At 58.4% G+C, this 26772-nt stretch carries 23 protein-coding genes; 7 read left to right on the forward strand and 16 right to left on the reverse strand.

Features of this window, described 5'->3' with window-relative positions; genetic code table 11:
- Positions 1 to 64: 64 nt before the first annotated feature.
- From iolG to iolD, 5 genes are read right to left on the reverse strand one after another with little or no spacing between them, the layout of a single operon-like run.
- Complete coding sequence (gene iolG / locus ABJM03_RS00860) at positions 65 to 1051, reverse strand: inositol 2-dehydrogenase (protein WP_348414946.1); 987 nt, start codon at positions 1049 to 1051, stop codon at positions 65 to 67.
- 1 nt (position 1052) lies between these two features.
- A complete protein-coding gene (locus ABJM03_RS00865) occupies positions 1053 to 1895 on the reverse strand; it encodes a class II fructose-bisphosphate aldolase (RefSeq protein ID WP_348414947.1) in 843 nt (280 codons plus the stop codon).
- Positions 1892 to 2731 carry a 5-deoxy-glucuronate isomerase gene (locus ABJM03_RS00870; protein WP_348414949.1) on the reverse strand — a complete coding sequence of 280 codons (840 nt, stop codon included), beginning with the start codon at positions 2729 to 2731 and terminating at the stop codon, positions 1892 to 1894. The genes ABJM03_RS00865 and ABJM03_RS00870 overlap by 4 nt, the downstream gene beginning before the upstream one ends.
- A 9-nt stretch (positions 2732 to 2740) precedes the next feature.
- Positions 2741 to 3724, reverse strand: coding sequence for a 5-dehydro-2-deoxygluconokinase (gene iolC, locus ABJM03_RS00875; RefSeq protein ID WP_348414950.1), 984 nt, complete (start codon positions 3722 to 3724; stop codon positions 2741 to 2743).
- Complete coding sequence (gene iolD / locus ABJM03_RS00880; RefSeq protein ID WP_348414951.1) at positions 3724 to 5589, reverse strand: 3D-(3,5/4)-trihydroxycyclohexane-1,2-dione acylhydrolase (decyclizing); 1866 nt, start codon at positions 5587 to 5589, stop codon at positions 3724 to 3726. Before iolD ends, iolC begins: the two co-directional genes overlap by 1 nt.
- 118 nt (positions 5590 to 5707) lie before the next feature.
- On the opposite strand from iolD, the gene ABJM03_RS00885 reads away from it, so the two are divergent.
- Genes ABJM03_RS00885 through ABJM03_RS00895 form a run of 3 tightly spaced genes read left to right on the forward strand, consistent with a single transcriptional unit; the run spans position 5708 to position 8864 of the window.
- Positions 5708 to 6805: a Gfo/Idh/MocA family oxidoreductase gene (locus tag ABJM03_RS00885; protein WP_348414952.1), complete on the forward strand. Its 1098-nt coding sequence runs from the start codon at positions 5708 to 5710 to the stop codon at positions 6803 to 6805.
- Positions 6806 to 6824: 19 nt separating this feature from the next.
- Positions 6825 to 7715: a TIM barrel protein gene (locus ABJM03_RS00890; RefSeq protein ID WP_348414953.1), complete on the forward strand. Its 891-nt coding sequence runs from the start codon at positions 6825 to 6827 to the stop codon at positions 7713 to 7715.
- A 12-nt stretch (positions 7716 to 7727) separates the two neighbouring features.
- Positions 7728 to 8864: a Gfo/Idh/MocA family oxidoreductase gene (locus ABJM03_RS00895; RefSeq protein ID WP_348414954.1), complete on the forward strand. Its 1137-nt coding sequence runs from the start codon at positions 7728 to 7730 to the stop codon at positions 8862 to 8864.
- Here ABJM03_RS00895 and ABJM03_RS00900 read toward each other — a convergent pair.
- Positions 8848 to 9852, reverse strand: coding sequence for a LacI family DNA-binding transcriptional regulator (locus ABJM03_RS00900; RefSeq protein ID WP_348414955.1), 1005 nt, complete (start codon positions 9850 to 9852; stop codon positions 8848 to 8850). The two genes, ABJM03_RS00895 and ABJM03_RS00900, sit on opposite strands and share 17 nt — an antisense overlap.
- 184 nt (positions 9853 to 10036) lie before the next feature.
- On the opposite strand from ABJM03_RS00900, the gene ABJM03_RS00905 reads away from it, so the two are divergent.
- From ABJM03_RS00905 to ABJM03_RS00915, 3 genes are all read left to right on the forward strand, one after another.
- Positions 10037 to 10987: a sugar ABC transporter substrate-binding protein gene (locus ABJM03_RS00905; RefSeq protein ID WP_348414957.1), complete on the forward strand. Its 951-nt coding sequence runs from the start codon at positions 10037 to 10039 to the stop codon at positions 10985 to 10987.
- A gap of 78 nt (positions 10988 to 11065) precedes the next feature.
- Positions 11066 to 12178, forward strand: a complete 1113-nt coding sequence (locus ABJM03_RS00910; RefSeq protein ID WP_348414959.1) for an ABC transporter permease — start codon at positions 11066 to 11068, stop codon at positions 12176 to 12178.
- Positions 12178 to 12954 carry an ATP-binding cassette domain-containing protein gene (locus ABJM03_RS00915; RefSeq protein ID WP_348414960.1) on the forward strand — a complete coding sequence of 259 codons (777 nt, stop codon included), beginning with the start codon at positions 12178 to 12180 and terminating at the stop codon, positions 12952 to 12954. The genes ABJM03_RS00910 and ABJM03_RS00915 overlap by 1 nt, the downstream gene beginning before the upstream one ends.
- A gap of 45 nt (positions 12955 to 12999) precedes the next feature.
- On the opposite strand, the gene ABJM03_RS00920 is transcribed toward ABJM03_RS00915, so the two are convergent.
- Complete coding sequence (locus tag ABJM03_RS00920; RefSeq protein WP_348414961.1) at positions 13000 to 14013, reverse strand: DMT family transporter; 1014 nt, start codon at positions 14011 to 14013, stop codon at positions 13000 to 13002.
- Positions 14014 to 14245: 232 nt separating this feature from the next.
- Here ABJM03_RS00920 and ABJM03_RS00925 point away from each other — a divergent pair, with 232 nt between their 5' ends.
- A complete protein-coding gene (locus ABJM03_RS00925) occupies positions 14246 to 16396 on the forward strand; it encodes an esterase-like activity of phytase family protein (protein ID WP_348414962.1) in 2151 nt (716 codons plus the stop codon).
- A gap of 88 nt (positions 16397 to 16484) precedes the next feature.
- On the opposite strand, the gene ABJM03_RS00930 is transcribed toward ABJM03_RS00925, so the two are convergent.
- The 9 genes from ABJM03_RS00930 to ABJM03_RS00970 all read right to left on the reverse strand — a co-directional run bounded on the left by ABJM03_RS00930 (position 16485) and on the right by ABJM03_RS00970 (position 26735).
- A complete protein-coding gene (locus tag ABJM03_RS00930; RefSeq protein ID WP_348414963.1) occupies positions 16485 to 17426 on the reverse strand; it encodes an ABC transporter permease in 942 nt (313 codons plus the stop codon).
- Complete coding sequence (locus tag ABJM03_RS00935; protein ID WP_348414964.1) at positions 17423 to 18475, reverse strand: ABC transporter permease; 1053 nt, start codon at positions 18473 to 18475, stop codon at positions 17423 to 17425. The genes ABJM03_RS00930 and ABJM03_RS00935 overlap by 4 nt, the downstream gene beginning before the upstream one ends.
- Entirely contained in the window at positions 18465 to 20009 is a 1545-nt protein-coding gene (locus ABJM03_RS00940) for an ABC transporter ATP-binding protein (protein WP_348414965.1), read from the reverse strand. The genes ABJM03_RS00935 and ABJM03_RS00940 overlap by 11 nt, the downstream gene beginning before the upstream one ends.
- A complete protein-coding gene (locus ABJM03_RS00945; RefSeq protein ID WP_348414967.1) occupies positions 20006 to 21433 on the reverse strand; it encodes an amidase in 1428 nt (475 codons plus the stop codon). The genes ABJM03_RS00940 and ABJM03_RS00945 overlap by 4 nt, the downstream gene beginning before the upstream one ends.
- A gap of 12 nt (positions 21434 to 21445) precedes the next feature.
- On the reverse strand, positions 21446 to 22435 hold the full coding sequence (locus ABJM03_RS00950; RefSeq protein WP_348414968.1) for a BMP family protein: 990 nt from the start codon (positions 22433 to 22435) through the stop codon (positions 21446 to 21448).
- A 148-nt stretch (positions 22436 to 22583) separates the two neighbouring features.
- Positions 22584 to 23876 carry an amidohydrolase family protein gene (locus ABJM03_RS00955; protein WP_348414970.1) on the reverse strand — a complete coding sequence of 431 codons (1293 nt, stop codon included), beginning with the start codon at positions 23874 to 23876 and terminating at the stop codon, positions 22584 to 22586.
- A 33-nt stretch (positions 23877 to 23909) separates the two neighbouring features.
- The gene (locus ABJM03_RS00960; protein ID WP_348414972.1) at positions 23910 to 24764 is read right to left on the reverse strand and encodes an ABC transporter permease; all 855 of its coding nucleotides are present in this window, start codon (positions 24762 to 24764) and stop codon (positions 23910 to 23912) included.
- 1 nt (position 24765) lies between these two features.
- Positions 24766 to 25629: an ABC transporter permease gene (locus ABJM03_RS00965; RefSeq protein WP_348414974.1), complete on the reverse strand. Its 864-nt coding sequence runs from the start codon at positions 25627 to 25629 to the stop codon at positions 24766 to 24768.
- Positions 25629 to 26735, reverse strand: coding sequence for an ABC transporter ATP-binding protein (locus ABJM03_RS00970; protein WP_348414975.1), 1107 nt, complete (start codon positions 26733 to 26735; stop codon positions 25629 to 25631). Before ABJM03_RS00970 ends, ABJM03_RS00965 begins: the two co-directional genes overlap by 1 nt.
- Positions 26736 to 26772: the final 37 nt, after the last annotated feature.

Here is a 26772-nt window from a genome sequence, read left to right on the forward strand (position 1 = left end):
ATCCATATGTTCAAATCGGACAGGGGGCGTATTTCGGGTGAACCGAAGGGCGCATTTTAACGGCTCATAATGCCACTGGCTGTCCTGTTTTCAAGGACTCTGCGGCCGCATCGGCGATGAGCTGTGCCTTTAACCCATCCGTGACTGTGGGCGTCGGGGTTTTCCCTGTGGTCAAAGCCTCGATAAAATGGGTCATCTCGGCGTGATAGGCGGCCTCGTAGCGCTCAAGGAAGAAATGCTGTGCGGGGGCGCGGCGGAAGCCTGCTTGGGTTGCCATTTCCACGGTGTTCTCAAGCATGTTTTCGGCGCGCAGCATGCCTTTGGCCCCATGCACTTCGATGCGCTGGTCATAGCCATAGCTGGCGCGGCGCGAGTTGGATATCTGGCAGATTTTCCCACTTGCAGTGGTCAGGGTGACAGCCGCGGTGTCGACATCGCCTGCTGTAGCAATCTCGGGATCGACCAGCGCGGCCCCCACGGCAAAGACCTGCACAGGCTCTTCGCCCAGCAAAAAGCGCGCCATGTCAAAGTCGTGGATCATCATATCGCGGAAGATGCCGCCGGATGTTTTGATATAGCTGAGGGGCGGGGGATTGGGATCGCGCGACAGGATCGTGACGATCTCAACCGCGCCGATCTCACCTGCGACGATGCGTGATTGCACATTGGCAAAATTGGGATCAAAGCGGCGGTTGAAGGCGGTCATGAAGGGCGTGCCATGGCCTGCCACGGCTTCCATACAACTGCGTATGTTTTCAGATGACATATCAACCGGCTTTTCGCAGAAGATGGCTTTGCCTTCCTTTGTGCTGGCTTGGATAATGTCGAAATGCGTGTCTGTTGGGGTGCAGATGATCACCGCGTCGATATCATCTGCTGCCACGATTGCGTCTGTGTCGCGGATCTGCGCGCCGGTTTGGGTCGCGAGCGCCTCTGCGGATTGCGCAAAAGCATCTGAGACGGCGACAATCTTGGCCTCCGTCAACCGCATGATCGTGCGTGCGTGGACCTGCCCGATACGCCCACAGCCCAGAATTCCTACTCTCAACATATTATGTCTCTTTGTCGTTATGGCCCATGGCTGCGAGGACGCGCCGCGTGGCGGTTACCATTGGGTCATGGGTTTCTTTTAAAATGCTGACGCGGTCAAAGCGGGAAGGGTCCGTGTTGACCGCTTCGCGCAGGGCTTCTCCGAAGGCCATGCGCAGCTCGGTTCCGATGTTGAATTTGCAGATAGAGGAGCCGCGGGCGAGGGCGTTGCGTTGGGCCACCGGCACGCCAGAGCCGCCGTGAATGACCAGCGGCACAGGTGTGAGCGCTTCAATGGCGCGGATGCGGGCCTCGTCCAGACCGCCTTCTTTGTCTTGTTGCAGATGCACATTGCCCACTGAGATCGCCATGGCGTCGACCCCTGTATCGGCCGCGAATTTGGCAGCCTCGGCGGGGTCGGTTCCCGCAGAGCTTTCGCCCTGCGCATAGCCGACAAAGCCGATTTCCCCCTCGCAGGAGATACCGGCGGCATGGGCCATCTCGGCGATGGCTGCGGTTTCGTCGATGTTTCGAGCAAGCGGCATGCGTGACCCGTCAAACATCAGCGAGGTAAAGCCACTGTCGAGTGCTTCGCGGCATTCCTCAGGGGTATAGCCGTGGTCCAGATGGGCGACGACCGGCACGCTGGCGGCTTCGGCCAGATGGCGGAACATTTTGCCCAGTATGGGCAGGGGCGTATGGGCGCGGCAGGAGGGTCCTGCCTGCAGGATGACAGGGCAGCCTTCGGCCTCGGCGGCGGCAACAAAGGCGCGCATGTCTTCCCAGCCCAATGTGACCAAACCGGCAACGGCATAGCGCCCTGCGAGCGCGGGTTGCAGGACATCGCGTAGGGTTGCCAGTGTCATTTGAACTTGGCCACCATGTCTTTGATGCCCGGAATCGTTTCGACCTGATAGGCATGGGTCGGCTGGAAGAACTGCACAAGGCTGCGTTGGCTGAGCCCGCCCAGAATGGTGAAGTAATACATCTCATAGCCCGGCATCACCGCGCAGGCGTGATAGCCTTTGTCGATCATGATCGTGGAGCGGTCCATGAGTTGATAGGCATCGCCGGGCACGCCTTCTTCGCGTTGCAGGATTTGCACGCCAGAGCCGTGGTTGGGCTTGAAGCGGAAGTTATAGGTCTCGTCGTGGCGCGTCTCATGGGGGAGGTTGTCGGTATCGTGTTTATGTGCAGGGAAGCCAGACCAGCCGCCTTGGCCTACGGTGAACAGCTCACTCACCAGCAGGCGGCCGACTTTGTCGTGCTGTTTTTGTCCAAGGATGTGTTTGATTTTACGGTGGGTTTTTGTCTCATCCGAGCCGTATTGTACCTTGTCCAGCTCAGCCACACGCACGTCAAACGGATCGAGCACCTTGTCGTATTTGGCGCCAGCGATGAAGGTTTCCGTGTCGCGGGTGGCCACAATCGTGACCTTGGCCCCGACAGGCACATAAACGCCTTCAGGTTCTCCGTCCCAGACATCTACGGTGCGGTTGCCAAGCGCTGTAAACGCGGCCCCTTCCACCGAGACATCAACTGTGCCTGTCGCAGGCACGATGCAGGTCTCATAGCCCGGAACCTGATACTCAAAGGCTTCGCCTGCCTTGAGGGTGACGATGTTGAAATAGTTGAGCGGCACAGTGGGGTCATCCGCATCAACGATGGGTTTGTTCTGGTTATCGTGAGGGGCAATGTGCATGGGTATTCCTTAATCGGCAGAGGTAGGACCAGGGTGGCTGGCCAGAAAATTTGAGAGGTCTTGTGGAAAGGGCATGGCGGGCGCGCAGCCGGGTTTTGCAACGACAATGGCTGCACAGGCAGAGCCTGCGAGCACCGCTGTCTTGAGGCCATTGCCCGCCGCGAGGGAGGAGAGCATGCCCGCCATGAAGCTGTCGCCGGCACCGGTGGGTTTGAGGGCCGTGACAGGGTAGATTCCGGTGCGGAGTTCTTGGCCATTGGCAAAGGTGATGGCACCGTGTTCGCCCATTTTATAGACAACGATCGCCGCCGTGGTTGCGGCCAATGCGCGGGCTTTCTCCAGCCCTTTGGATTTGTCGCCAGCCATAAAGCCGAATTCATCGTCATTGCCGACGATGACGTCTGACATCTCACCTGCTTTGGACAGAACGGTTTCCGCGACCTGCGCGGAGGGCCAGCTGTAGGGGCGGTAGTCGATGTCGAAAATCACCGGCAGGCCAGCGGCGCGGGCCAGCTCAAAGGCGCGAAAGGAGGCGGCGCGCGAAGGTTCGGCAGCAAAGACGGTTCCGGCGGTGACAAGCGCGCCAAAGCGGGTGTAGTCGACCGCCTCAACATCCGCCTGCGTCATCTCGAAATCCGCAGCTCCGTTGCGGTAGATCACCGATTGGTGCCCCTCAACGCGGCTTTCATAGAGGGCCAGAGAGTTGCGCGCTTCGCCGCCCACGGGGGTGACGTGGGTTGTCTCAACGCCGTAGTGCTTCAGCTTGTTCACGCAAAACCGGCCCACCGCATCATCCGAGACGCGCGTCACCAAGGCGGCAGACCCGCCAAGCTTGACGATCCCCGCTGCGATATTGGCAGAGGATCCGCCCATATCTGCGGTGAAATTATCCGCATTCTCAACCGCTTCGCCGGGGGCGGGGAACATGTCCATGCCCACGCGTCCGATAACGACAAAGTTGTTCTGCCTTATGCCGGGAAACACAGCCTTCATCAGATGCCCTTCCGTTGTTTGGCGCGCTCGGCCTCGATCTCGGTGTGTTTTTCGGCGACTTTGGGGTTGTCGGTCACATGGGGTGTGCCGACCTCCCACCATGTGTGGCCTTGAGTGGTCCAGCCCTCATAGGCATCGACGTTCATCAAGATCACGGTTGTCTTGTCTGCAGCTTTTGCGCGTTTGAATGCCTCGCCCAATTCCGCAGCATTCGAGACCGTTTCGGCATTCGCTCCCATGGCCGCGGCATGGGCGTGGAAATCAACGCCGAAGGGATGCGGCACCGTGGGGCAGTCGGCGATCAGGTTGTTGAAGCTCTCGTTGCCGGTGTTGTTTTGCAGCTTGTTGATGACCGCAAACCCGCCATTGTCGAGCAGGCAGATGATCAGTTTTCGGTCAGAGAGGACCGAGGAGTAAATGTCGGAGTTCAGCATCATATAAGAGCCGTCACCGATGAAAATAATAGTGTCTTGGTCGGGTTCGCGTTCAAATTGCGCGATGCGCGCGCCCCAGCCGCCGGCAATCTCATAGCCCATGCAGGAAAAGCCGAATTCAACGTCAACGGTGCCGATATCTTTGGTTTGCCAATGGGCGGTGACCTCGGCGGGTAGGCCTCCGGCGGCGGCCACAACACGGTCGCGGGGGTCGCATAGGTCGTTGACGGCGCGAATGGCCTGCGCATAGGAGTTCGGGCCGCTTCCGACGGCTGTAATCGCATCCGTATAGGCCACCCATTTGACCCGCTCTGCTTGGGCGGCTTGGGTCCAAGGGGCGGGGGCTTGATAGTCGCCCATGGCGCCACTCAAAGCGGTCAGGCTGCATCTGGCATCGCCCACAACGGGCAAGGAGAGGTGTTTTACCGCGTCATGGCGGCCTACATTCATGCCGATGATGGCGGCATCTTTGGCGAAGGCTGTCCATGATCCGGTTGTGAAGTCCTGAAGCCGCGTGCCCACAGCAAGGATGACATCGGCTTGGGCGGCAATCGCATTGGCGCTGTCGGAGCCTGTGACGCCAAGGGGGCCGATGTTGAGCGGGTGGTTTTGCACAAGGTTCGCGCGACCCGCGATGGTTTCGACAACGGGAATGTTATGCGCTTCAGCAAAGGCTGTCAGCTCTGCCACTGCGCCTGAGTATTGCACGCCGCCACCAGCGATGATCATCGGCCGCTTGGCCGCGCCCAGCAGGGCCGCCGCTTGGGTGATCTCTAAGGGATCGGGGCTTTGGCGTCGGATGCGGTGCACGTGCTTTTCAAAGAAACGCTCGGGGTAGTCATAGGCCCAGCCTTGCACGTCTTGGGGCAATCCGATGAAGGCAGGCCCGCAGTCGGCAGGGTCCAGCATCATGGCCAAAGCGGCGGGGAGGGATTGGATAACCTGCGCCGGATGGGTGATCCGGTCCCAATAGCGGGTGACGGCCTTGAAGGCGTCATTCACGCCGAGGGCGGGATTGTTGAAATGTTCAAGCTGCTGCAACACCGGATCAGGCAGGCGCGTCAGGAAGGTATCGCCGCAAAGCATCAGCATGGGCAGGCGATTGGCATGGGCCAACGCAGCAGAGGTCAGCAGGTTTGTTGTACCGGGGCCCGCGCTTGCCGTGCAGAACATAAACCGCTGGCGTAGCCATTGCTTGGCATAGCCTGCGGCGGCAAACCCCATGCTTTGCTCGTTCTGGCCGCGATAAAGCGGCAGCGCTTCGCGCGCATCAAAGAGCGCTTCGCCTAAGCAGGTGACATTACCATGGCCAAAAATGCCAAAGCCGCCGCCACACAGGCGCAACTCGTGGCCATCCACCTCGATGTACTGATTGCTCAGGTATTTGATGATCGCCTGCGCTGTTGTCAGTCGAAGGGTTTTGTCTGTCATGGTCAAATTTATTCCCAAAATACGCCCAAGAAGGAGATTGGTGGTTGCACGATTTAGAATCCAAGGATACGTATTTTGCAACCGGTTGCAAACATAATTTCATAGAAAGCACAGCGCAATGACAGAAATAGGCATTGGTATTGTTGGGGGCGGCTATATGGGCAAGGCGCATGCTGTCGCTATGGCGGCTGTTGGCGCGGTCTTTGATACGGCGCTGCGGCCGCGTCTGGAGATGGTCTGTGCCAGCTCGCCGCAAAGCGCCGAGCGGTATCGCAAGGCGTTCGGATTTGCACGGGCGACCAGCGATTGGGAGGCGTTGGTGAAGGACCCTGACGTGGGAGCAATCATCATCGCCACGCCGCAGGAATACCACCGCGCCATTGCTGAGGCGGCTTTTGCTTTGGGCAAGCCTGTGTTTTGCGAAAAGCCGCTGGGCGCGTCGCTGGAGGACAGCCGTGCGATGGTGGCCGCAGCCGAGGGGCAGGTCAGCATGACGGGGTTTAACTATATCCGCACACCGGCCAGCCAGTTCGCGCGCAAGCTGATCGCCGATGGGGCGATTGGGGATGTCACATGGTTCCGCGGTGAGCATACCGAAGATTTCCTTGCTGATCCTTCCGCGCCAGCGAATTGGCGCACGTTGGGGGATGCAAATGGGACGATGGGCGATCTTGCGCCGCATATGATCAATGGGGCCATGGCGCTGATTGGGCCGATTGCATCGCTCATTGCCGAGGTTGAGACAGTGCATGCTGAGCGGCCCGGGGGCGCGGTGACCAATGATGATCACGGCCAGCTTATGTGCCGGTTCCGCAATGGGGCCATGGGGCAGATGTATTTCAGCCGGATCAGCCATGGCCGCAAGATGGGCTATGCCTATGAGATAACAGGGACCAAGGGCGCGATCCGCTTTGATCAGGAGGATCAGAATGCGCTGTGGCTTTATTCGGCGGAGGAGCCAGAGGCCACGCGCGGCTTTCGCAAAATCCTGACGGGTCCGGCGCATCCTGACTACGCGCCTTTTTGCCAGGGGCCGGGGCATGGCACGGGCTATCAGGATCAAATCATTATTGAGGCCCGCGATTTTCTGCGCGCCATTGAAACCAACACTCCCGTTTGGCCAACCTTCAAGGATGGCATGGATGTGAACCAAGTTGTCGCCGCTGCTTTGGCCTCGTCGCGTGCCAAGGCATGGGTCGAGGTGGACAGCGTTTAAGTTTTTGAAAGGCACTAGAATGACAATAAAAATTGGCAACGCGCCCTGTTCTTGGGGCATCGAGTTTCCCAGCGATCCTTCTTATCCTGCGTGGCAGACGGTCTTGGATCAATGCGCTGGCGCGGGATATAAGGGGATCGAGCTGGGCCCTATCGGGTATATGCCCGAGGATCCTGCGGTACTGGCGCCTGAGCTGGCAAAGCGGGAGCTCGAGATCATTGGGGGCGTGGTTTTTCGGGCCTTCCATGATCCGGAAATGTGGGAAGATGTGCTGGATGCGTCCAAACGCACCTGTCAGGCACTGGTCGCCCATGGGGCCGAGCATCTGGTCTTGATCGACAGTATCTCGCCGCGCCGTGCGCCGACTGCGGGCCGTGCCACTGAGGCCGAGCAGATGGATAAGGCGGAATGGACCGCTTACCGCGACCGTATCGCCACGATTGCCAAGATGGGCCGTGAAGAATACGGGTTGATCCCTTCGATCCATGCCCATGCTGCGGGGTTTATGGATTTTGAGCCAGAGCTGGAGCGCCTGTTGTCCGAGGTGGATGAGAGCATTCTGAAGATCTGCTTTGACACGGGGCATCACTCTTATGCGGGGTTTGATCCTGTGGCCTTTATGAAGCGCAATATGGACCGCATTTCCTACATGCATTTCAAGGATATTGATCCGGTGGTGAAGGCGGATGTTGTGGCCAAGCGCACGGATTTCTACACGGCCTGCGGTCAGGGGATTTTCTGCAATCTGGGGCAGGGGGATGTGGATTTTGCGGCTGTTCGCCAGTGTTTGTTGGAGGCGGGGTTTGAAGGGTGGTGCACGGTCGAGCAAGACTGTGACCCTGCCATGCCCGGCACGCCGCTGGAGGACGCAGCAGCCAACCGTGAATATCTACAATCTATTGGTTTCTAAGGAATACTGACGATGACAAAATTAAAATGGGGTATGATCGGCGGCGGTGAAGGCAGCCAGATCGGGCCTGCGCACCGTTTGGGAGCACAGGCGGATGGGCTGTTTGAATTTGCCGCTGGCGCATTGGACCACCGCGCGCAGGAGGGCCGCGACTACGCCCGGCGTCTGGGCATCGCGGCAGACCGTGCTTATGGCGACTGGCACGAGATGCTGGAGGGGGAGAAGGGGCGCGCGGACCGCGTTGATCTGGTCACCGTTGCCACGCCCAATGCCACGCATTTCGAGATCACCAAGGCCTTTTTGGAGGCGGGGTTCAACGTGCTGTGTGAAAAGCCGATGACGATGACTGTTGAACAGGGCGAAGAGATCGTGCGTGTGGTCGAGGCAACGGGCAAGATTTGCGCGGTGAATTATTGCTATTCGGCCTATCCGATGGTTCGTCAGGCCCGCGCTATGGTGCGCGCGGGTGAGTTGGGCAAGGTCCGGTTGGTGGTCACGAACTTTAGCCACGGGCATCACGGCGATGCGACGGATGCGGATAACCCGCGCGTGCGCTGGCGCTATGATCCGGCGATGGCGGGCGTGTCTGGACAGTTTGCCGATTGCGGGATTCACGCGCTGCATATGGCAAGCTTTATCTGCGATGATGAGGTCGAGACGCTCTCGGCTGATTTTGCCTCGACGATCCCCAGCCGCGAGTTGGAAGATGACGCGATGGTCAATTTCCGCATGAGCGGCGGCACAGTCGGGCGGCTTTGGACCTCGTCGGTGGCGATCGGGCGTCAGCACGGGTTTGATATTCAGGTGTTCGGTGAGACAGGCGGCCTGCGCTGGGCGTCAGAACAGCCGAACCAGTTGATTTATACACCTGTCGGTGGCCGGACGCAGATCATCGAAAAGGGTGAGGGCGGTTTGCACTCGGATGCGCAGCGCCTGTCGCGTGTCTCTATCGCGCATCCCGAAGGCTTCCCGCTGGCTGTGGCGAATATCTATTGCGATCTGGCCGATGCGATCAAAGGCGAGACACGTGACGGGCTGCCCGATGCGGCGGCGGGTGTGCGCTCTATGGCGGCGGTGCATACGGCGGTTGCCTCGGCCAAGGAACAAGGCGCATGGATGGATGCGCGGCCGCCTATGTATCGGGGATAGGGCGCAGGGTTCCGCGCTCAATGATACGACAAGGAAAGAGCCGGGCCTCGGGGTAGCGGTCCGGTTCATCCAGCATGGCGGCCATCAGCTCGACCGAGGAGTTGATGATGTGTTTGATCGGTTGGTGGATCGTGGTCAGCGCGATGCTCTCCCAGCTCGACATTTCCATATCATTCAGACCGATCACGCCGATGTCTTCGGGCACGCCTAAGCCTTCATCCTTGATGGCGCTAAGCACGCCGATGGACAGAACATCATCGCCGCAGAAATAGGCCTCGGCCAGATTGCCCTGCGCCAAGCGCAGCATTTCCTTGCGTCCCGCCTGAAAGGAATATTCCTCTGCGAAGGAATGCGAGGTCTGGATGCCGGCGTGATTTGCCAGCTCTTCGCGGAAGCCTTTGAGGCGGTCCTGAGTGGAGGTCGCGGCTTCGGGACCGCCTAGAAAGGCGACGTTTTTATATCCGCGCGCCAGCAGAGATTGGGCCGCCATGCGCCCTGCTTCTACGTTGTCGATGCCAACCACATGCACCTCGGGGCTGCTGGAATAGCGGCCAAAGGTGTTGACCACGGGCATTTTCTTGTCGCGGAATGCTTTGGAAAAGGCGGGCGGCAGGGTGGAGGAGGCCACGATAACCCCGTCCACAGAATATTGGTGCAGCATTTGCAGGGAATGCTCTGGGTCTGTTTCCTTGCTCAGGTTCACCAGCAGCGGGCGCAGGCCGACATCCTGCAAGCGGCGGGTGAAGAGGTCAAAAACCTCCAGGAAAATAGGGTTGTGAAAGTTGTTACTGACCAGGCCGATCAGTTTTGTGCGGCGGGTTGTCAGGCTGCGGGCGAGAAAGTTCGGCCTGTAGCCGAGGTCTGCTGCAGCCTTTTCCACTTTGCGGCGCATTTTTTCTGACACCGATGCCCCGTCGGTAAATGTGCGTGACACAGCCGAGGTCGAAACCCCCGCCCGTATCGCGACGTCTTTGAGCGTAGCTACCATTCCAGTTCCTCTAGTGAGCGGCGCGAGTTTGCCGTGAGTAGCATTAAAATAGAAGGGGAGGTGCAAAATTTTTCGATTTATTTTGCAACCGGTTGCAAAATATCCGAATCCGTGTTTTCCTTATCTCAATAAAAAGACTCGGGCTTTGTTGAAGGCCACGAGGGAAACTTCCAGGGAGGAAAAAATGAAGTCTGTTTTTAATAAATTGATGCTGACCGCGGCTGTTATTGCTGCGCCAATGATGGCCAATGCGGAGGGGCACGGCGATGACCTGACTTATGTTTTGGTCAGCCATGCGCCCGATAGCGACAGCTGGTGGAATACGGTGAAAAACGGGATTGCGCTGGCGGGAGACCAGATGGGGGTTACGGTTGAATATCGCAATCCACCGACCGGTGATCTCGCGGATATGGCGCGGATCATCGAACAGGCCGCCGCGGCGAACCCTGATGGCATCATCACCACATTGTCCGATTATGATGTCCTCAAAGGGCCGGTGATGGCTGCGGTCGATCAAGGGATTGATGTGATCATCATGAATACCGGCACACCGGAACAGGCCGTCGAAGTCGGCGCGTTGATGTATGTGGGCCAGCCCGAATATGATGCAGGGCTTGCTGCGGGCCAGCGTGCAAAGCGTGACGGTGTAGGCAGCTTCCTATGCGTGAACCACTACATCAGCTCGCCCTCATCCACCGAGCGGTGCCAAGGTTTTGCAGATGGTCTAGGTGTCGATCTGGGCAACCAGATGATTGATGCGGGCCAAGACCCTTCCGAAATCAAGAACCGCGTATTGGCCTATCTGTCGGCCAACCCTGAAACCGATGCGATCCTGACCTTGGGGCCCACATCCGCTGACCCTACCTTGTTGGCGCTGAACGAGAATGGGCTGGCCGGTGACATCTATTTCGGAACCTTCGATCTGGGTGAGGAAATCATCAAAGGGATCAAGGCCGGCACAATCGAGTGGGGGATCGATCAACAGCCCTTCTTGCAGGCCTATCTGCCGGTTGTCGTGCTCGCCAATTATGACCGCTACGGGGTGTTGCCGGGCAATAACATTAACTCCGGTCCCGGCTTTGTGACCGCTGAGGGGCTGACCAAAGTGGAAAAATTCGCCGGTGAATACCGGTAACTTTTTCTGGGACAAGGCGGCCCTCGCTCTATGCGGCGGCCGCCTTTTTTATGAATAACTGCCTGCAAGAGGACTTCCATGTCAAATGCCATCCAACCCGACGAACGCGTTCGGGAAATGTCAAAACTGCGCAAAGCATTGATCCGCCCTGAGTTAGGCGGGATGGTTGGCACAGTTGCGGTTTTCACTTTCTTTATCCTGTTCGCGGGCAGCTCGGGGATGTTCAACGCGCAAGGCGTGATGAACTGGTCCACCGTATCGGCGCAATTCATGATCATTGCTGTCGGGGCTTGCCTGTTGATGATCGCGGGTGAATTCGATCTGTCGGTCGGGTCCATGATCGGCTTTGCAGGCATGATGGTAGCGGTCTTTGGCGTATCGCTGCAATGGCCCATGTGGCTGGCCATTCTGGCGACCTTTGCCATCTGCATCGCCTTTGGCGCGCTAAACGGCTATATTGTGGTGCGCACGGGATTGCCGAGCTTTATTGTCACCTTGGCCACACTGTTTATCCTGCGCGGGTTCACAATTTTCATTCCCCAAACGCTTGAACGTAAAACCATTATCGGCGGCATCCGCGAAGCGGGCGAGGGTGATTGGCTGACTTCGGTATTCGGGGGGACAATCTTTAAGGGGTTCTTTCAATGGCTGGGTGATGCGGGTGTGATTGATGTGTTCACACGGGGCAACAAGGCGGGCCAGCCGGTGGTTGATGGCATCCCGATGTTGCTGGTCTGGGCCATCGGGCTGGTTATTTTGGGGCATATCGTGTTGACCCGCACGCGTTTTGGCAACTGGACCTATGCATCGGGCGGGGATGCGCAGGCGGCGCGCTATGCCGGTGTGCCGGTCAACCGTGTGAAAATCCTTATGTTCATGTTCACCGCCTTTTGCGCCACGGTTTTTGCGGTGTGTCAGGTGATGGAGTTCGGTTCGGCCGGTGCCGACCGCGGCCTGCTTAAGGAATTTGAGGCGATCATTGCGGTGGTCATTGGCGGCGCGCTTTTGACGGGGGGCTATGGCTCGGTCATCGGGGCAGCATTGGGTGCGCTTATCTTCGGGGTGGTGCAACAGGGGTTGTTCTTTGCCGGGGTAGAAAGCTCGCTGTTCCGGGTCTTTCTGGGGTTCATTCTTTTGCTTGCCGTCATTCTGAACACATATATCCGCCGCGTGATCACGGGAGAACGTTGATGCAGCCTATTATCCAGATGCGAAACATCCAAAAGCACTTTGGCTCGGTCATTGCGCTGGCGGGGGTCACGGTCGATTTTTATCCAGGTGAATGTCATTGCCTGCTGGGCGATAATGGTGCGGGTAAATCCACCTTTATCAAAACGATGGCAGGGGTTCATAAACCCACATCGGGCGAGATCCTGTTCGAAGGGAAACCGATGCAATTCGCCGATCCGCGCGATGCCATCGCGGCAGGGATTGCGACAGTGTATCAAGACCTTGCCATGATCCCGTTGATGTCCGTGAGCCGTAATTTCTTTATGGGGAATGAGCCGATGGTGTCGAAATTCGGCCTGCGGTTTTTTGATCATGACCATGCAAATGAAACCACCATGGCCGAGATGCGCAAGATGGGGATCAACCTGCGCGGTCCTGATCAGGCGGTGGGCACATTGTCAGGCGGTGAACGGCAGACCGTGGCGATTGCGCGGGCGGTGCATTTCGGGGCCAAGGTCCTGATCCTCGATGAGCCGACCTCGGCGCTGGGGGTGCGTCAGACGGCCAATGTGCTGGCAACCGTTGATAAGGTTCGCAAGCAGGGCGTTTCAGTGGTGTTTATCACCCACAACGTACGCCATGCGATGGCGGTGGGCGACCGGTTTACGGTCCTCAACCGGGGCTCTACCTACGGCACCGCCCTTAGGGGAGAGATCACACCCGAAGAGCTTCAGGATATGATGGCGGGTGGAGAAGAACTGGCCACGTTGGAAGGGTCATTGGGCGGCACTGTCTGATCTGTATCTGCGTAAAAGGGTAGACGGCCAGCGCGTTTGGCCGCTTTACTGATTTTCATCCTCGACCATGCGCGACATCTCGGGATTGGCGACGCTTAATCGGGGAAGCCCGCCCATTTCGGGCCGGCGCGTCAAGCCGCGTAGCACTGGTTTGTTGGCCGATTTCGCACCGCCTGCTTCGCGCACAACGATATAGGCGCCGCTTGCGATGATAATGCCAGCGCCGACAAAAGTGATCAGATCAGAGCTTTCATCGAAAAACAGCCAACCGAAAAGCGCAGCCCAAATGATCTGGCTGTATTGCATGGGGGCGACCAACGCGGCTTCGGCCAGCGTATAGGCGCGGATCATAAGCGTCATGGCAATCACCGCAAACACGGCTACGCCGAATACCAGCGCCAAATCGGTAAGCGGCATGGGGACGTAAACGAAGGGCAGGAAGAACAGCATGATGGCGAAATTGGCCAGCATCGGATGAAGCAATAGAACCTCGCGCCGTTCCTGAGCGCCGATTTTGCGCATCACCACGGCCGTCAAGGCAATGCTGAACGCTGCCACCAATGCTGCGATGTGGCCCAGCTCTAGGCTGATCATGCCGGGCCGCAGCACCACAAGAACTCCGATCAGGCCAACAAATACGGCCGCCCAGCGGTGCGCGCGTACGACTTCGCCCAAAATGGGCACGGATAGAACGGTGATGATCAGGGGGGCTGCGAAAAAGATGGCATAAACTTCGGCCATTGGAAGCACAGAGAACGCGTAAAAGGCACAAAGCCCGCCGACCACAACCGACAGGGTGCGCACAGAGGTCCACATCGGCGCGCGGGGCCGTAGGTTTGCCTGTGTCGAGTCCGTGACCAGCATTAACACGACCACAGGGAAACTGAACAAAACGACAAAGAAAACAATCTGGAAGGGCGAGTAGCTGAGCCCGAGTTTTTTGATGGCCGCATCATGGGTGGCGTAGACGGCAAAGGACAAAAGCCCCAGCAACATGCCTTGCAGGGTCGTGCTACGGGCAGGTGCGGCAATATCATCGGGAGCGCTGTTGTCTGACATGCAAATCTCACTTTTGCGGGGCATATTTCGGGGGCGGATGATGTGTCTTCGATCTTTGCCTTTTCGGCATTGGCCACAAGGGGGCCTGTGCTCAACCTATTGGCCAGTCCTGTTGGATTGCAAGTGGATAGAAACGGTTAAGAGCTTTCGTATTGTGTTTACAAAACTGTCACCCCGTTGTGACGTTTTGGATCAAGAATAACGGATCAACCGTTTGCATTGGATATCTGGAATGCCCCTGAAATTTATTGGCCTGACCTCGGCCCTTGCCATCACCGCGACAAGTGCCGCAGCTGACATGAACTTTAACCGCATCAGCAGCTTTGGAACGTTTCACAACAATCAGGACCCGACTGCGGAATCCTCGGCCGAGATTATCAGCGCCTCGGGGGACGGGATGACATTGGTCTATTCCGACAGCCCGCTTGGTGTGTTGGGCGTGATCGACATCACCGATCCGGCGGCACCGGTCGCGAAGGGCAACATTGCCGTAGGCGGTGAACCCACAGCGGTTTCTGTTCTGGGTAATATCGCCATGGCGGGGGTGAATACGTCTGAAAGCTATACAAAGCCTTCGGGCATGTTGAAGGCATACGACCTGAAAACTCTGCAACAGGTGGCGGCCTGCGATCTGGGCGGTCAGCCCGACAGTACCGCAATTGCGCCTGATGGCAGCTTTATCACAGTGGCGATCGAGAACGAGCGCGACGAAGATCTGGGGGATGGCGGTTTGGGGCAGATGCCCGGTGGCTATGTGGTCACGGTCGGCATCAAGGACGGCGTTCCGGCCTGCGACACCATGGTCAAGGTGAACGTCAACGGCTTGGCCGATGTCGCGCCGAATGACCCCGAACCGGAATTTGTCGACGTGAACGCGGCTAATGAAATTGTCGTCACCTTGCAGGAGAACAACCATATCGTCGTGATGACACCCACGGGCGAAATCGTGAACCATTTCTCGGCCGGTTCCGTTGATCTGGACCAGATCGACACCACCGATGAACGCGGCGCGTTGCGCTTTACCCAAAGCCAGCACAATCGGCTGCGTGAACCTGACGGTGTGCAGTGGATCGATAATGATCATTTTGCAATCGCCAATGAGGGCGACTGGAAAGGAGGCGCACGCGGCTGGACGATCTTTGACAAAGACGGCACGCAGGTGTTTGAGGCAGGCAACAGCCTTGAGCACGCCATCGTCGAGCTGGGCCATTACCCTGACAAACGTTCGGACGCGAAAGGGGCAGAACCCGAAGGCATGGAATTCGCGGTCTTTGGTGGCACGCCTTATGTTTTCATTCTTGCGGAACGGGCCTCAATTGTTGCCGTCTATGATGTCACCGACCCCGGCGTGCCGGTACTGACGCAACTGCTGCCCTCGGGTATAGCCCCCGAGGGGGCCGTCGCAATCCCGTCACGGGGGTTGTTTGTGACCGCCAACGAGGCGGATCTGATCGAGGACGGCGGCATCCGCAGTCACGTAATGATCTTTGAATACCAAGACGCCCCCGCAACCTATCCACAACTGACTTCGAAAGGTTCAGATGAATTGATCGGCTGGGGCGCGATATCGGGCATGGTGGCTGGCGAAGACGGGTTGATCTATGCGGTGAATGACAGCTTTTATAGTTATCAGCCTACGATCTTTACCATCGACAGCACTGTGTCACCGGCGAAAATCACCGATGCGCTGCCCGTCACCCGCGCGGGCTTTCCTGCGCAGAAACTCGACCTCGAAGGTATCACGCTGGACGGTGAGGGGGGCTTTTGGCTGGCCTCCGAGGGGCGCACGGACCGGATGGTGCCTCATGGTATCTACCATGTGAACAGCAAGGGCGAGATCGACAAAGAAATCAGCCTGCCCAAAGAGCTTCTCGCGGTCGAGCGGCGCTTTGGTTTCGAGGGGATCACGCTGATAGACGGGACGCTTTGGATGGCCGTGCAACGTGAATGGGCCGATGATCCAAAAGGTCATGTCAAGCTGGTCTCCTATACCATCGACACGGGCGAATGGGGCGGGGTTTTGTATCCGCTCGAGACCTCCGATAAGGGCTGGGTCGGTCTGTCTGAGATCGTGAGCCACGCAGGCGATGTATTTGTCATCGAGCGGGACAACCAGATTGGCGACAATGCCGCAATCAAAAGGATCTACCGCATTTCCGGTGATCAAATGCAGCCTGCCGACCTTGGTACGTCATTGCCTGTCGTTACCAAGCAGGCGGTTCATGACCTGATCCCCGATCTTAAGGCTGGTAACGGATATGTGGTGGACAAGATCGAAGGTCTGGCGATTTTCAACGATGGCAGCGCATGGGTCAGTACGGATAACGACGGCGTCGATGACAGCTCGGGCGAGACGTTCTTTTGGCCTTTGGGCAAGATTTGATCAGTGCCAGATAAACCACAAGGCGGTGCGCAGCGCAGGTTGCGCACCCTTTGCGTATCGGGGCAGCTCCGGAACCAAGGTTTGCGCCTTAACGTTCCCCGCGGCGATAGGGTTGCATCAATGCATGGGGCACTCGGGCACGCCGCGCCATAACAACCAGTGCTACAATGGACAGGATATAGGGCAGCATCAAAAACAGCTGGTAAGGGATGCCATCCACCACCGTTTGCAGCCGGAGCTGAAAGGCATCGAAGAAGGCAAATAGCAGCGCCCCTAACAGGGCACGCCCCGGCCGCCACAGCGCAAACACCACCAAAGCCACACAGATCCAGCCGCGCCCCTGCACCATGGTCGGGAAGAATGAATTGAACGCCGACAAGGTCAGGAACGCGCCTCCCACAGCCATTAACGCAGACCCCGCCATGATCGTGAAAATCCGCAGTTTGATGGGATCAATTCCTTGTGCATCCACCGCATGGGGGTTTTCACCGGTCATTCGTACAGCAAGGCCCAGCGGCGTGCGGTACAACACAAAGGCGATCAGCAGGACCAACGCCAAGGCCAGATAGGTAAGCGGCGTCTGGTTGAACAGCACGGCACCGACAAACGGGATGTCTGATAGAACCGGCACAGGATAGGATTGAAATGCCACAATCGTCGGCGGGGAGGATGAGGTAGGCACTGCCAACCGAAAGATGAAATAGGAAAAGCTGGAGGCGAACAGCGTTATACCAAGGCCCGTCACATGTTGGCTAAGCCCCAGAACCGCCGTCATCAGCCCGTGAAGCAAGCCAAAGGCGGCACCGCATAGGGCCGCCACCAACACACCAAGCCACAGATCGCCCCCCGAGAACACGGTCAGCCAACCTGCCATGGCACCAAAGGTCATGATGCCCTCGACCCCGAGGTTCAAAACGCCCACGCGTTCGCATAAAAGCACCCCGAGCGTGCCGAAAATCAACGGTGTGGCAATGCGCAAAACCGCTTCCCACATTCCGATGGAGCTAAGAATATCTACAAGAATGCTCATGTGCGGATCCGGTATTGGGTGAGAAACAGCGCGACCAACATGGTCAACAGCGACAGCGCAACAGTGACGTCTGCGATATAGCTGGGAATTCCCAGCGCCCGCGACATGGAATCCGCGCCCACAAACATCACCGCCGAGAATAACGCCGCGCCAATGACACCAATGGGGTTGAGATTGGCCAACATGGCGATGATGATGCCGGAATACCCATAGCTGGGCGATAGATCGGTGCTGACATAGCCTTTCACGCCCATCACCTCGATGGCACCGGCCAGACCGGCCAGACCACCTGACAGGCAGGCCACTGTGATCAGGGTCCGGCCCAAAGGCACCCCCGCAAAGGCCGCCGCACGCGGGCTAAGCCCGGCCGCACGGGCACGCAGGCCAAAGACAGTGCGCGCCTGAAGCCACCAAACAACGATGGCCGCAACAAGGGCGTATAACAGGCCCGCGTGCAGGCGGGTCCGCTCCATCAATTTGGGCAGCAGCGTATTGTCAGGCACAGGCACCGATTGCGGCCAGCCAAAGGCAAGCGGGTCTTTCATAGCCCCTTCAACCATCATCGAGACAAAAAGGATCGCGACAAAGTTCAGTAGCAGGCTGGTCACCACCTCATCTACGCCAAACTTCAACCGCAGGCCCAACGGCAGCAAGAGCAGGACCATACCCGCAATGGCTCCGGCACATAAGCACAGGAAAATAGCAAGCGGGGCAGGCAGGCTGGCAATTGCGGGGATCATACCAAAGGCCGCGACGGCCAAAGCGCCTAAATAAAACTGCCCCTCGGCGCCAATGTTCCACAGGCGCGCGCGGAACGCTACCGCAGCCGCAAGGCCTGTCAGGATCAGCGGGGTGGCGCGGGTCAACATCTCGGAAAACCCCAATCGCGACCCAAAGGCACCTTTCACGATCAGCGCGTAGGCTTCGAACACATTGGCGCCGGCAATGGCGATCAACATGCCCGCGATGATCAACGCAGCGGCAATCGCGCCAATCGGAGCCAATATGTTCAACATGGTCGAGGAATGCTCGCGGCGTTCAAATCGCATGACGGGTCTCCTGCGATTGAAGTGTTGCGGCGGTGCTCCAATCGCCTGCCATCATCAATCCAAGCAGCTGTGCGTTGGCCTGGGCGGCGGGGATCGCGGGCGACAAACGTCCGTCGACAATGGCACAAATCCGGTCGGACAGGGCCATGACCTCGTCCAGATCTTCCGAGATCAACAAAACCCCCGCACCGCGCCCGCGCGCCTCGATCAGGCGTTCGTGCACGCTGGTAATGGCGCCTTCGTCCAAGCCGCGGGTCGGTTGCGCCGCTACCAGAATATCGGGATCGGGCGACAGCACGCGCCCCAAAATCAGCTTTTGCATATTGCCCCCTGACAGCAGCCTGATCCGGCGATCCGGCGTGGCACCGCGCACATCATAATCACGCAATATGGTTTCAGTCGCGGCCATGGCCGCCTTGCGCTTTACAACCCCGAAGGCCGAGAATTCGGGTGACCAGACGCGTTCCAGAATGGTATTTTCCCAAATGCTCATATCGCCGATGCTGCCCTCGACGTTGCGGTCTTCGGGGATGCGCCCGATCCCTGCGGCGATGGCGTTGGGCACATCATGGCAGGCGGGGTGCGCACCTTTGATCCGTATGCTGCCACTGTCCAAAGGGTACAGCCCGGACACAAGCCCCGCGAGCGCGGTCTGCCCATTGCCGGACACGCCGATCACGCCCAGCGTCTCCGACTGATGCAGGCGAAAACTAACCCCGTGCAGCGCAGCCGAAGGGGCGCTGCGCAAGGTGACATTGTCGGCTTCAAACAGCACGGCACCGGCCTTGGCGGGGGGGCGTTCGGGGCGTTTGACTTCGCGGCCTACCATCAAGGCGGCCAATTCCTGCTTTGATGTGGCCTGCGTTTCGCGCTCGGCGACCAACTTGCCCCCGCGCAGGACGACCACACGGTCTGAGGCAGACATGACCTCATGTAATTTATGACTGATAAAGATCAGCGATAGCCCTTTGGCCGCCATTTCGCGCAGGGTGTGAAACAGGCCTTCGGCCTCTTGCGCGGTTAAAACGGCTGTCGGTTCATCCAGAATGAGGATTTCGGCGTCATTATACAGCGCCTTGAGGATTTCCACGCGCTGGCATTCACCCACAGACAGGTCGGCGATCTGCGCTTCGGGGTCTACGGCCAGACCAAAGCGTTTGGACAGTTCCATCAGCTTGGCCCGCCCCGCTGCACGGTCCGAGCGGAGTTTCCACAAGGGTTCGGTGCCGATCATGATATTTTCCAGCACGCTCAGGTTCTGGGCCAAGGCGAAATGTTGGTGGACCATGCCCACGCCTGCGCGGATGGCGGCGCGGGATTTGCCCGGAGTCAGGGCCGTGCCATTGACACGCACAACGCCTGCATCGGCTGTGTATTGGCCGAACAGGATCGACATGAGCGTGGTCTTGCCCGCGCCATTCTCGCCCAATAGCGCAACGATTTCCCCTTTGTGAAGGTGCAAAGATACATCGTCATTAGCCGTCACCGCGCCAAAGCGTTTGGTGATATGTTCAAGTTCCAGAACAGGGGTCAAAACGCACCTCCGAAAAGAGAAAAAGGATGCTGCCAGCGGTTGTGCTGTTCCAACGTCGCACCCAGACCGAGCAGACGCAAATCCCCGCCAAGGGGTGCGATCATCTGGACAGGCAGCGGCAGGCCCGCATCATCGGTTCCAAAGGGGAGCGTCAGCGCGGGCGCGCCCGTGACGTTGGCCAGCACCGCATAAGGGGCAAATTGCTCCATACGGGCAAGCTGAAGCTCGGGGTCGCTATGATCGGTCGGGAAGGACCCGAGGGGTGGTGGCGCATGCGACAGCATGGGCAGCAGTAATACATCCACATCGTCAAACAGCTGCCACAGGGCGTGGCTGGCACGCACAGCGGCCTCAAGCGAAGACCACAGTGCCGTGGCATTCAACCGGCTGCCCCGCAGGGCAAAGGCTTGGGTGAGTGGCTCGCAACGTGAGAGGTCCAACCCGTTTTCGGCTGACAGGGCAAGGTTGGTCGATATGATACGGTCAAACGCCTGCGCGCTGATGCGGCGGATGTCATCGAGCCGTTGAGCGGGCAGAGGGCACAGCAGATGCCCCGCATCCGCAAAGACCTTTGCCGCATCCTCAAGCGCTGCGGCGCGCGCAGGTGCAATGCCGGGTGTGTCACTGACATAGCCAATGCGCAGGCGGTGCTGATCGGGCAACGGGGCAGGGTCGGGGAAGGGGCCGCGCGCGGTTCCGGTCACCAAAGGCCATAATGCACGGGCGTCGCCTATGCTGCGGGTGATCGCGAATTCTGAGGCGATGCCACCCAGATGGTTGCCAAACTCCGGTCCGCCCGGAACCGCGCCGCGTGATGGCTTGAGGCCAACCAATCCGCAGGCTGCCGCAGGCACGCGGATTGACCCGCCCGCATCTGTGGCATGGGCAAGCGGGACAATTCCTGCCGCAACAGCCGCCGCACTGCCCCCTGATGAGCCACCGGCACTCAAAGTGCGGTCCAACGGGTTGCGGCACAGAGGACCGGCCGCAGGCTCACTTGACAGGGACAGGCCGAATTCGGGCACAGTTGTCGCGCCAAAAGGGCGAAACCCCGCAGCGCGAAACCGCACCGCAAGGTCGCTATCAGCATCAGCGGATGAACCGCCAAGCGCGGCAGAGCCTGCGCGCATGGGAATACCGGAAAAAGGACCGCCCAAATCCTTGACCAACATGGGCACACCAGAGAACGGCGCGTTTTGCAAGCTGCCCTCGGGAAGGGCAGCCTCAGAGCCAAGCCAGCAAATCGTGCCGAGATCGTCAAACTGTGCCGCGCTGGCACGGGCGAGTTTCATAGCGTGTTCGCCGCTCAGCGCCCCGGCAGAAATCGCCGCAGCCAATGCGGTTGCGTCGTCAGGTGCAGAGCCATCGCAGGCAGTCATGGCGTCGCGTGCCGTTGTGGCACGCGACATATCCTTGTTGGTCATTCATTCAGTCAATCAGGCAGGCTCGTCAAAGTTGCGGGCAACCTCGAATTCACCGGCGATGATGGCCGCACGGACTTCTTGCATCTTGGCCAATGCCTCGGCGGGGACCTCATCTGCGACAAAGCTGATGTCGCTGCCGCCATCTTTCATCAAGCTGAGCGGTGTATAGTTCTTGCCCACAGGCTTGCCCGAGGTTGCATCCGCCAATGCAGCATCCAGAAGCGGGCGGAAGGACCACATTGCATTTGCAAAAACGGTCTCGGGGTAGCGAGAGGTGTAATCAATCAGGGATCCAATTGCCTTGATGCCACGCTCTTGTGCTGCGTCCGCAGTGCCGATGCGTTCGCCGAACAGGATATCAGCACCCCCGTCGATCTGTGCCAGACCTGCTTCGCGTGCCTTGGGCGGATCAAAGAAGGTCCCGATAAAGCTGACCAGATGCTTGGCCTCGGGGTTGACCGCGTGCACGCCTTCTCCAAAGGCGTTGATGAGCATGTTCACCTCGGGGATGGGGATCGCACCCACGGAACCAACCGTACCGGTTTTGGTCATCGCCCCTGCCAACATGCCCGCCAGATACGCCGCTTCAAAATTCCACGTGCCGTAAACACCAAAGTTGTCGCCCGCTGCTTCACCGGATGAGCCCATCAGGAACGAGGTATCGGGGTAGTCGGCGGCGACAAGCCTGGCCTCACGCTCGACCGCATAGGATTCACCGACGATCAGCACATTTCCGGCCTCGGCGAATTCCCGCATGGCGCGGGGATAATCCGTGCCTGATACCCCTTCGGAGAAGGTATATTCGATAACGCCTTCCGCATCTGCTGCGACCATGGCGGCATGTAAAACGGAATTCCACGCGTTCTCGACAGGGGAGGCGTGAATACCTGCGACCTTTACCGGTGCGGTCTGTGCAAACAGCGAGGGTGCAAACAGCGTGGCGGCACCCAAAGTGGCACCGGTGTTCAACAGGCGGCGGCGATTGATCAAATTCCGTGTCATCGTGGATAGCTCCTTTTGGCGCGGTCTGCGTCATGTATTATTCAGATTGGTACAGCACCCAGTGGGAACTTCGCTATACACTCTGTCAAGAAGACTATGGGCCTAGGTGGCTGTGAGGCGCTATTGGCGCGATTTTTTAATCATTTGATCAAAAAGGGTGCAGCGGCGCATAGTCGGATGGGTCTACCGTGGGTGATCGCCCCTCAAGGGACAGCTGTGATATCGCAGGGGCCGTTTGCGAGATGACCTTGCCGCGGCGGATGACTTTGAGGCGGGCAGGGCGCAGGCGGATCGCCTCGGCGGTATCTTTGGCCTGCAACAGAACCATGTCGGCATGGCAACCTACCTCAAGCCCATAGCCCTCAAGCCCCATGATTTTGGCCGAGTTGGTGGTCACCGCTTCGAAAAACGCGGTTTTATCAGCACCCGATCCCATTTGCGTGGCATGGACCGCCATATGCGCCACATCCAGCAAATCACCGCTGCCCATGGAATACCACGGATCAAGAACGCAATCCTGCCCAAAGCCGACTGTCAGCCCCGCTTGCATCAGCTGTTCAATCCGCGTCAAACCGCGCCGCTTGGGGTAGGTATCATGGCGCCCTTGCAGCATCATGTTGATCAGCGGATTGGGGATGACCCGCAAATCCGCCTCGGCCATGAGGGGGATGAGTTTGGAGACATAGTAGTTATCCATTGAATGCATAGACGTCAGATGCGATCCCGCCACGCGCCCTTGCAGGCCAAAGTGTACCGTCTGCTGGGCCAGTGTTTCGACATGGCGTGACATCGGGTCGTCGGATTCGTCGCAATGCATATCCACCATCAACCCGCGATCTGCAGCGATCCGGCACAGGGCCTCGACCGAGCGTGCGCCATCAGCCATTGTGCGTTCGAAATGCGGGATGCCGCCCACGATATCCACGCCCATATCCAACGCGCGCTCCAGTGCGGATTGGGCATCCGGCCCGCGGTAATACCCGTCCTGAGGAAAGGCCACCAATTGCAAATCAATATAGGGGGCGACCTGTTCGCGCACATCCAGCATTGCCTCAACAGTGACAAGGCGCGGATCGGAGACATCCACATGGCTACGGATCGCCAGCAATCCCTTGGACACCGCCAGATCACAATAACGCATGGCCCGTTCGACCAATGCCTCATGGGTCAGCATCGGGCGCAGCTCTCCCCATAGGCCGATGCCTTCAAGAAGCGTGCCCGAAACATTCATGCGCGGCAGCCCCAACGACAGGGTGGCGTCCATATGGAAATGCGGATCGACAAACGGCGGGCTGACGAGCAGACCTTTCGCATCAATCACCTCACCGGCTTGCGCGTCCAAGGCAGGCTCAATCGCGGCGATGGCGCCGTCGCGGATGCCGATGTCGATGCCCTTGCGCCCGTCTGGCAGGGTGGCGTTTTGAATAAGAAGGTCAAACATGGCAGGTCCTTTATCGGGCGGGAGGGCGTTGGCCTATTCCTTGGAGCGTTGAAAGATCAGCGACAGGATCCCCAATGCGGCGGAGCCGACAATCAGCAACAAGGACACAGCGTTCAGCACGGGGGTCGAGCCAAGCTTGAGCTTGTCAAACATTGCAATGGTCAGCGGCGCGTCGGACCCTACCAGCATCAGGGTTGTGTTGAAGTTCTCAAAACTCATCAGCATAGACACAACGCCCGCGCCAACAATCGCAGGCAGCAGAAACGGCAATGTCACCTGCCGGATCGCGCCCCATTTGCTGGCCCCCAGATTAAGCGCCGCTTCTTCGAGGCTGTGATCGAATTTCTGCAAACGCGCAGAGATCACCAAGGTCGCAAAGGTTGTGATAAAGGAAAACTGCCCCAAGATCACAAGGATCAATCCGGGGCGTAGCCCGTCGAACCACAGGCCCGTGGCATCCTCCAGCGTATTAGCAACCGCGCTGGCGAAGACGAGGATCGAAATGCCCAGAATGACGCCGGGGATGATCAGCGGCAACAGCATCAGGATATACAAAAGCCCCTTGCCGCGGAAATCATGGCGCACAAACAAAAATGCGTTGCAGGTACCTACGGTCACCGACAAGGCAGAGACCCAGAAGGCGACAAATGCCGACGTGCCGATTGCCCGCAAGATCGAGCGTTCGTGGAAGACGCCGATGAACGGCGCCTCATCCCCAAAGAACCACGCCCAGGTAAAGCCTTCCCATGGCAGGGACGGGAATACGCTGTCGTTAAAGGCAAAGGCACAGACCACGGCGAGCGGCAAGCCGAGGTAGACGAAGAATAACGCCACATAGGCGCGGTAGGACCATTTGATTGCGTTGGATTGTGGGACTGTCGGGATCATATCAGCGCCCCATCGTGTTGGTTAAGGATTGGCGCGATAGCTTTAGCCCAACAAACACCACCGTCGACGACAGCGCCAGCAACAAAAAGCCAAAGGCCGATCCTAGCTCCCAGTTAAAGCGGGTGATGAATTGCGTATAGATCAGGCCGGTAAACCACAGGCTGTCTTTTCCGCCCAGAAGGATTGGCGTCAGGTAGTTGCCCAGCGACAGCATGAACACCACGATACAGCCCGAAACGATACCGGGCATGGCGTGGGGGATGATAATCTCGCGCAGGATCGAAACGCCCGACCCGCCCAGATCATATCCCGCCTCGATAAGGCTATCGTCCAGACTGTCGAGGGTTGTGACAAGCGGCACAATCATGAACAGGATCGAGGTATAAACCAATCCGACCATAATGGCGGCATCGTTGTAAAGAAACTCGATCGGTTGGGACAGGATGCCGATGTATTGCAGGAAGTTGGACAATACGCCGGTTTCGCGCAACAGGATCATCCAGCCGAAAGTACGGACCAGTTCGGATACCCAGAAAGGGATCAGGCACATCAGAAACAGCGTGGTCTTTGTGCGGCCACGGGTCAGCTTGGCAATGTAATAGGCAATGGGAAATCCTAAAACCAACGTCAAAGCTGTGGTTGATATGGACATGATCGCCGTGCGCGCAAAGGTGCGCCAATATAGCGGTTCGGTAAAGAAGACCGCATAATTGCCCAATCCGGTCTCATATTCCCGCACGCCTGTCTTTTCGCTAAGCGAGACTGCAAATAGCCCGATATGGGGCAGGATGATCAGGGTCACCAACCACAGCAACAGGGGCGATAGCAGCAGGTAAAACCCGAGCTTGGAGCGATCCGACATCATCAGGACCCCTCCGCGATAAAGCAGCGCGCTTGCGCAGGGTTCCAATTGGTGTGGATGGTTTCGCCCTTGGTAAGCCCCATGAAATCGCCGGTCTGCGGCAGGGTCGCCTGCAAGGTTTCGCCCGACTTCGGGTCGCGCAGCAGCACAACCGAATTGGCCCCGTTGAACAAAACGCTTTCGACGATCTGGGCACTGGCATTGGGGTGTGCGGCGGGGTCAAAGGGTGTCTTTGACAGCTCGATCGCTTCGGGGCGCACAAAGGCACGGGCGCGTTGGCTCACCGTGGGCACAGGTGCCCCGGCATGGGCCCGCCGGCTGAGCCCGCCGTCGGTCACAAGCTGGACCATGGGGCCGTCTACTGCCGTAACCTTGCCTTCGAACTGGTTTGCGTCCCCCACAAAACCCGCGACAAATGCATTTTGCGGCTCGTAATATAGCTCCTTGGCGGTGCCGATCTGGTCGAACTTTCCCTTATTCATCACGGCGATATTATCACTCATCACCAGGGCTTCGGACTGGTCATGGGTGATGTAGACAAATGTGGTGTTGAACTCGGCCTGTAGGGCCTTCAGTTCGATCTTCATGTGCTCGCGCAGCTTGAGATCCAGCGCGCCGAGCGGTTCATCCAGCAACAGCACATCCGGCTCCAGCACCATACATCGCGCAATGGCGACGCGTTGTTTCTGCCCGCCTGACAGCTGGTTGACCTGACGGTTCTCGATGCCGGGCAGGCCCACGCGCTCTAGCACGCGGCCAACGCGCTGTTTGATCTCGGCCGCAGGCACGCCGCGCTGGCGCAAGCCAAAACCGATGTTTTTGCCGATATCCATCATGGGAAATAGCGCGAGATGCTGAAAAACCATCGACACGGGGCGCTTGTTTGGTCCCACATCAATCATGGATTTGCCTTTGATCAACAGATCCCCACTGGTGGGAAACTGGAAACCGGCGATCATCCGCAGCAATGTGGTCTTACCACAGCCTGACGGCCCGAGAATGGAAAAGAAAGACCCTTGCGGAACCTCGAAATTCACATGATCAACCGCGCGGAAGTCTTTGAAATCTTTGATTAAGTCACGGCAAGTGAGGTCGGGGGTAGAGGTCATGATAAGGGCTTTCTACAATTGCAAAGAAGGGCGCTGG

It is taken from the genome of Sulfitobacter sp., assembly GCF_039977885.1.
Lineage (GTDB): Bacteria > Pseudomonadota > Alphaproteobacteria > Rhodobacterales > Rhodobacteraceae > Sulfitobacter.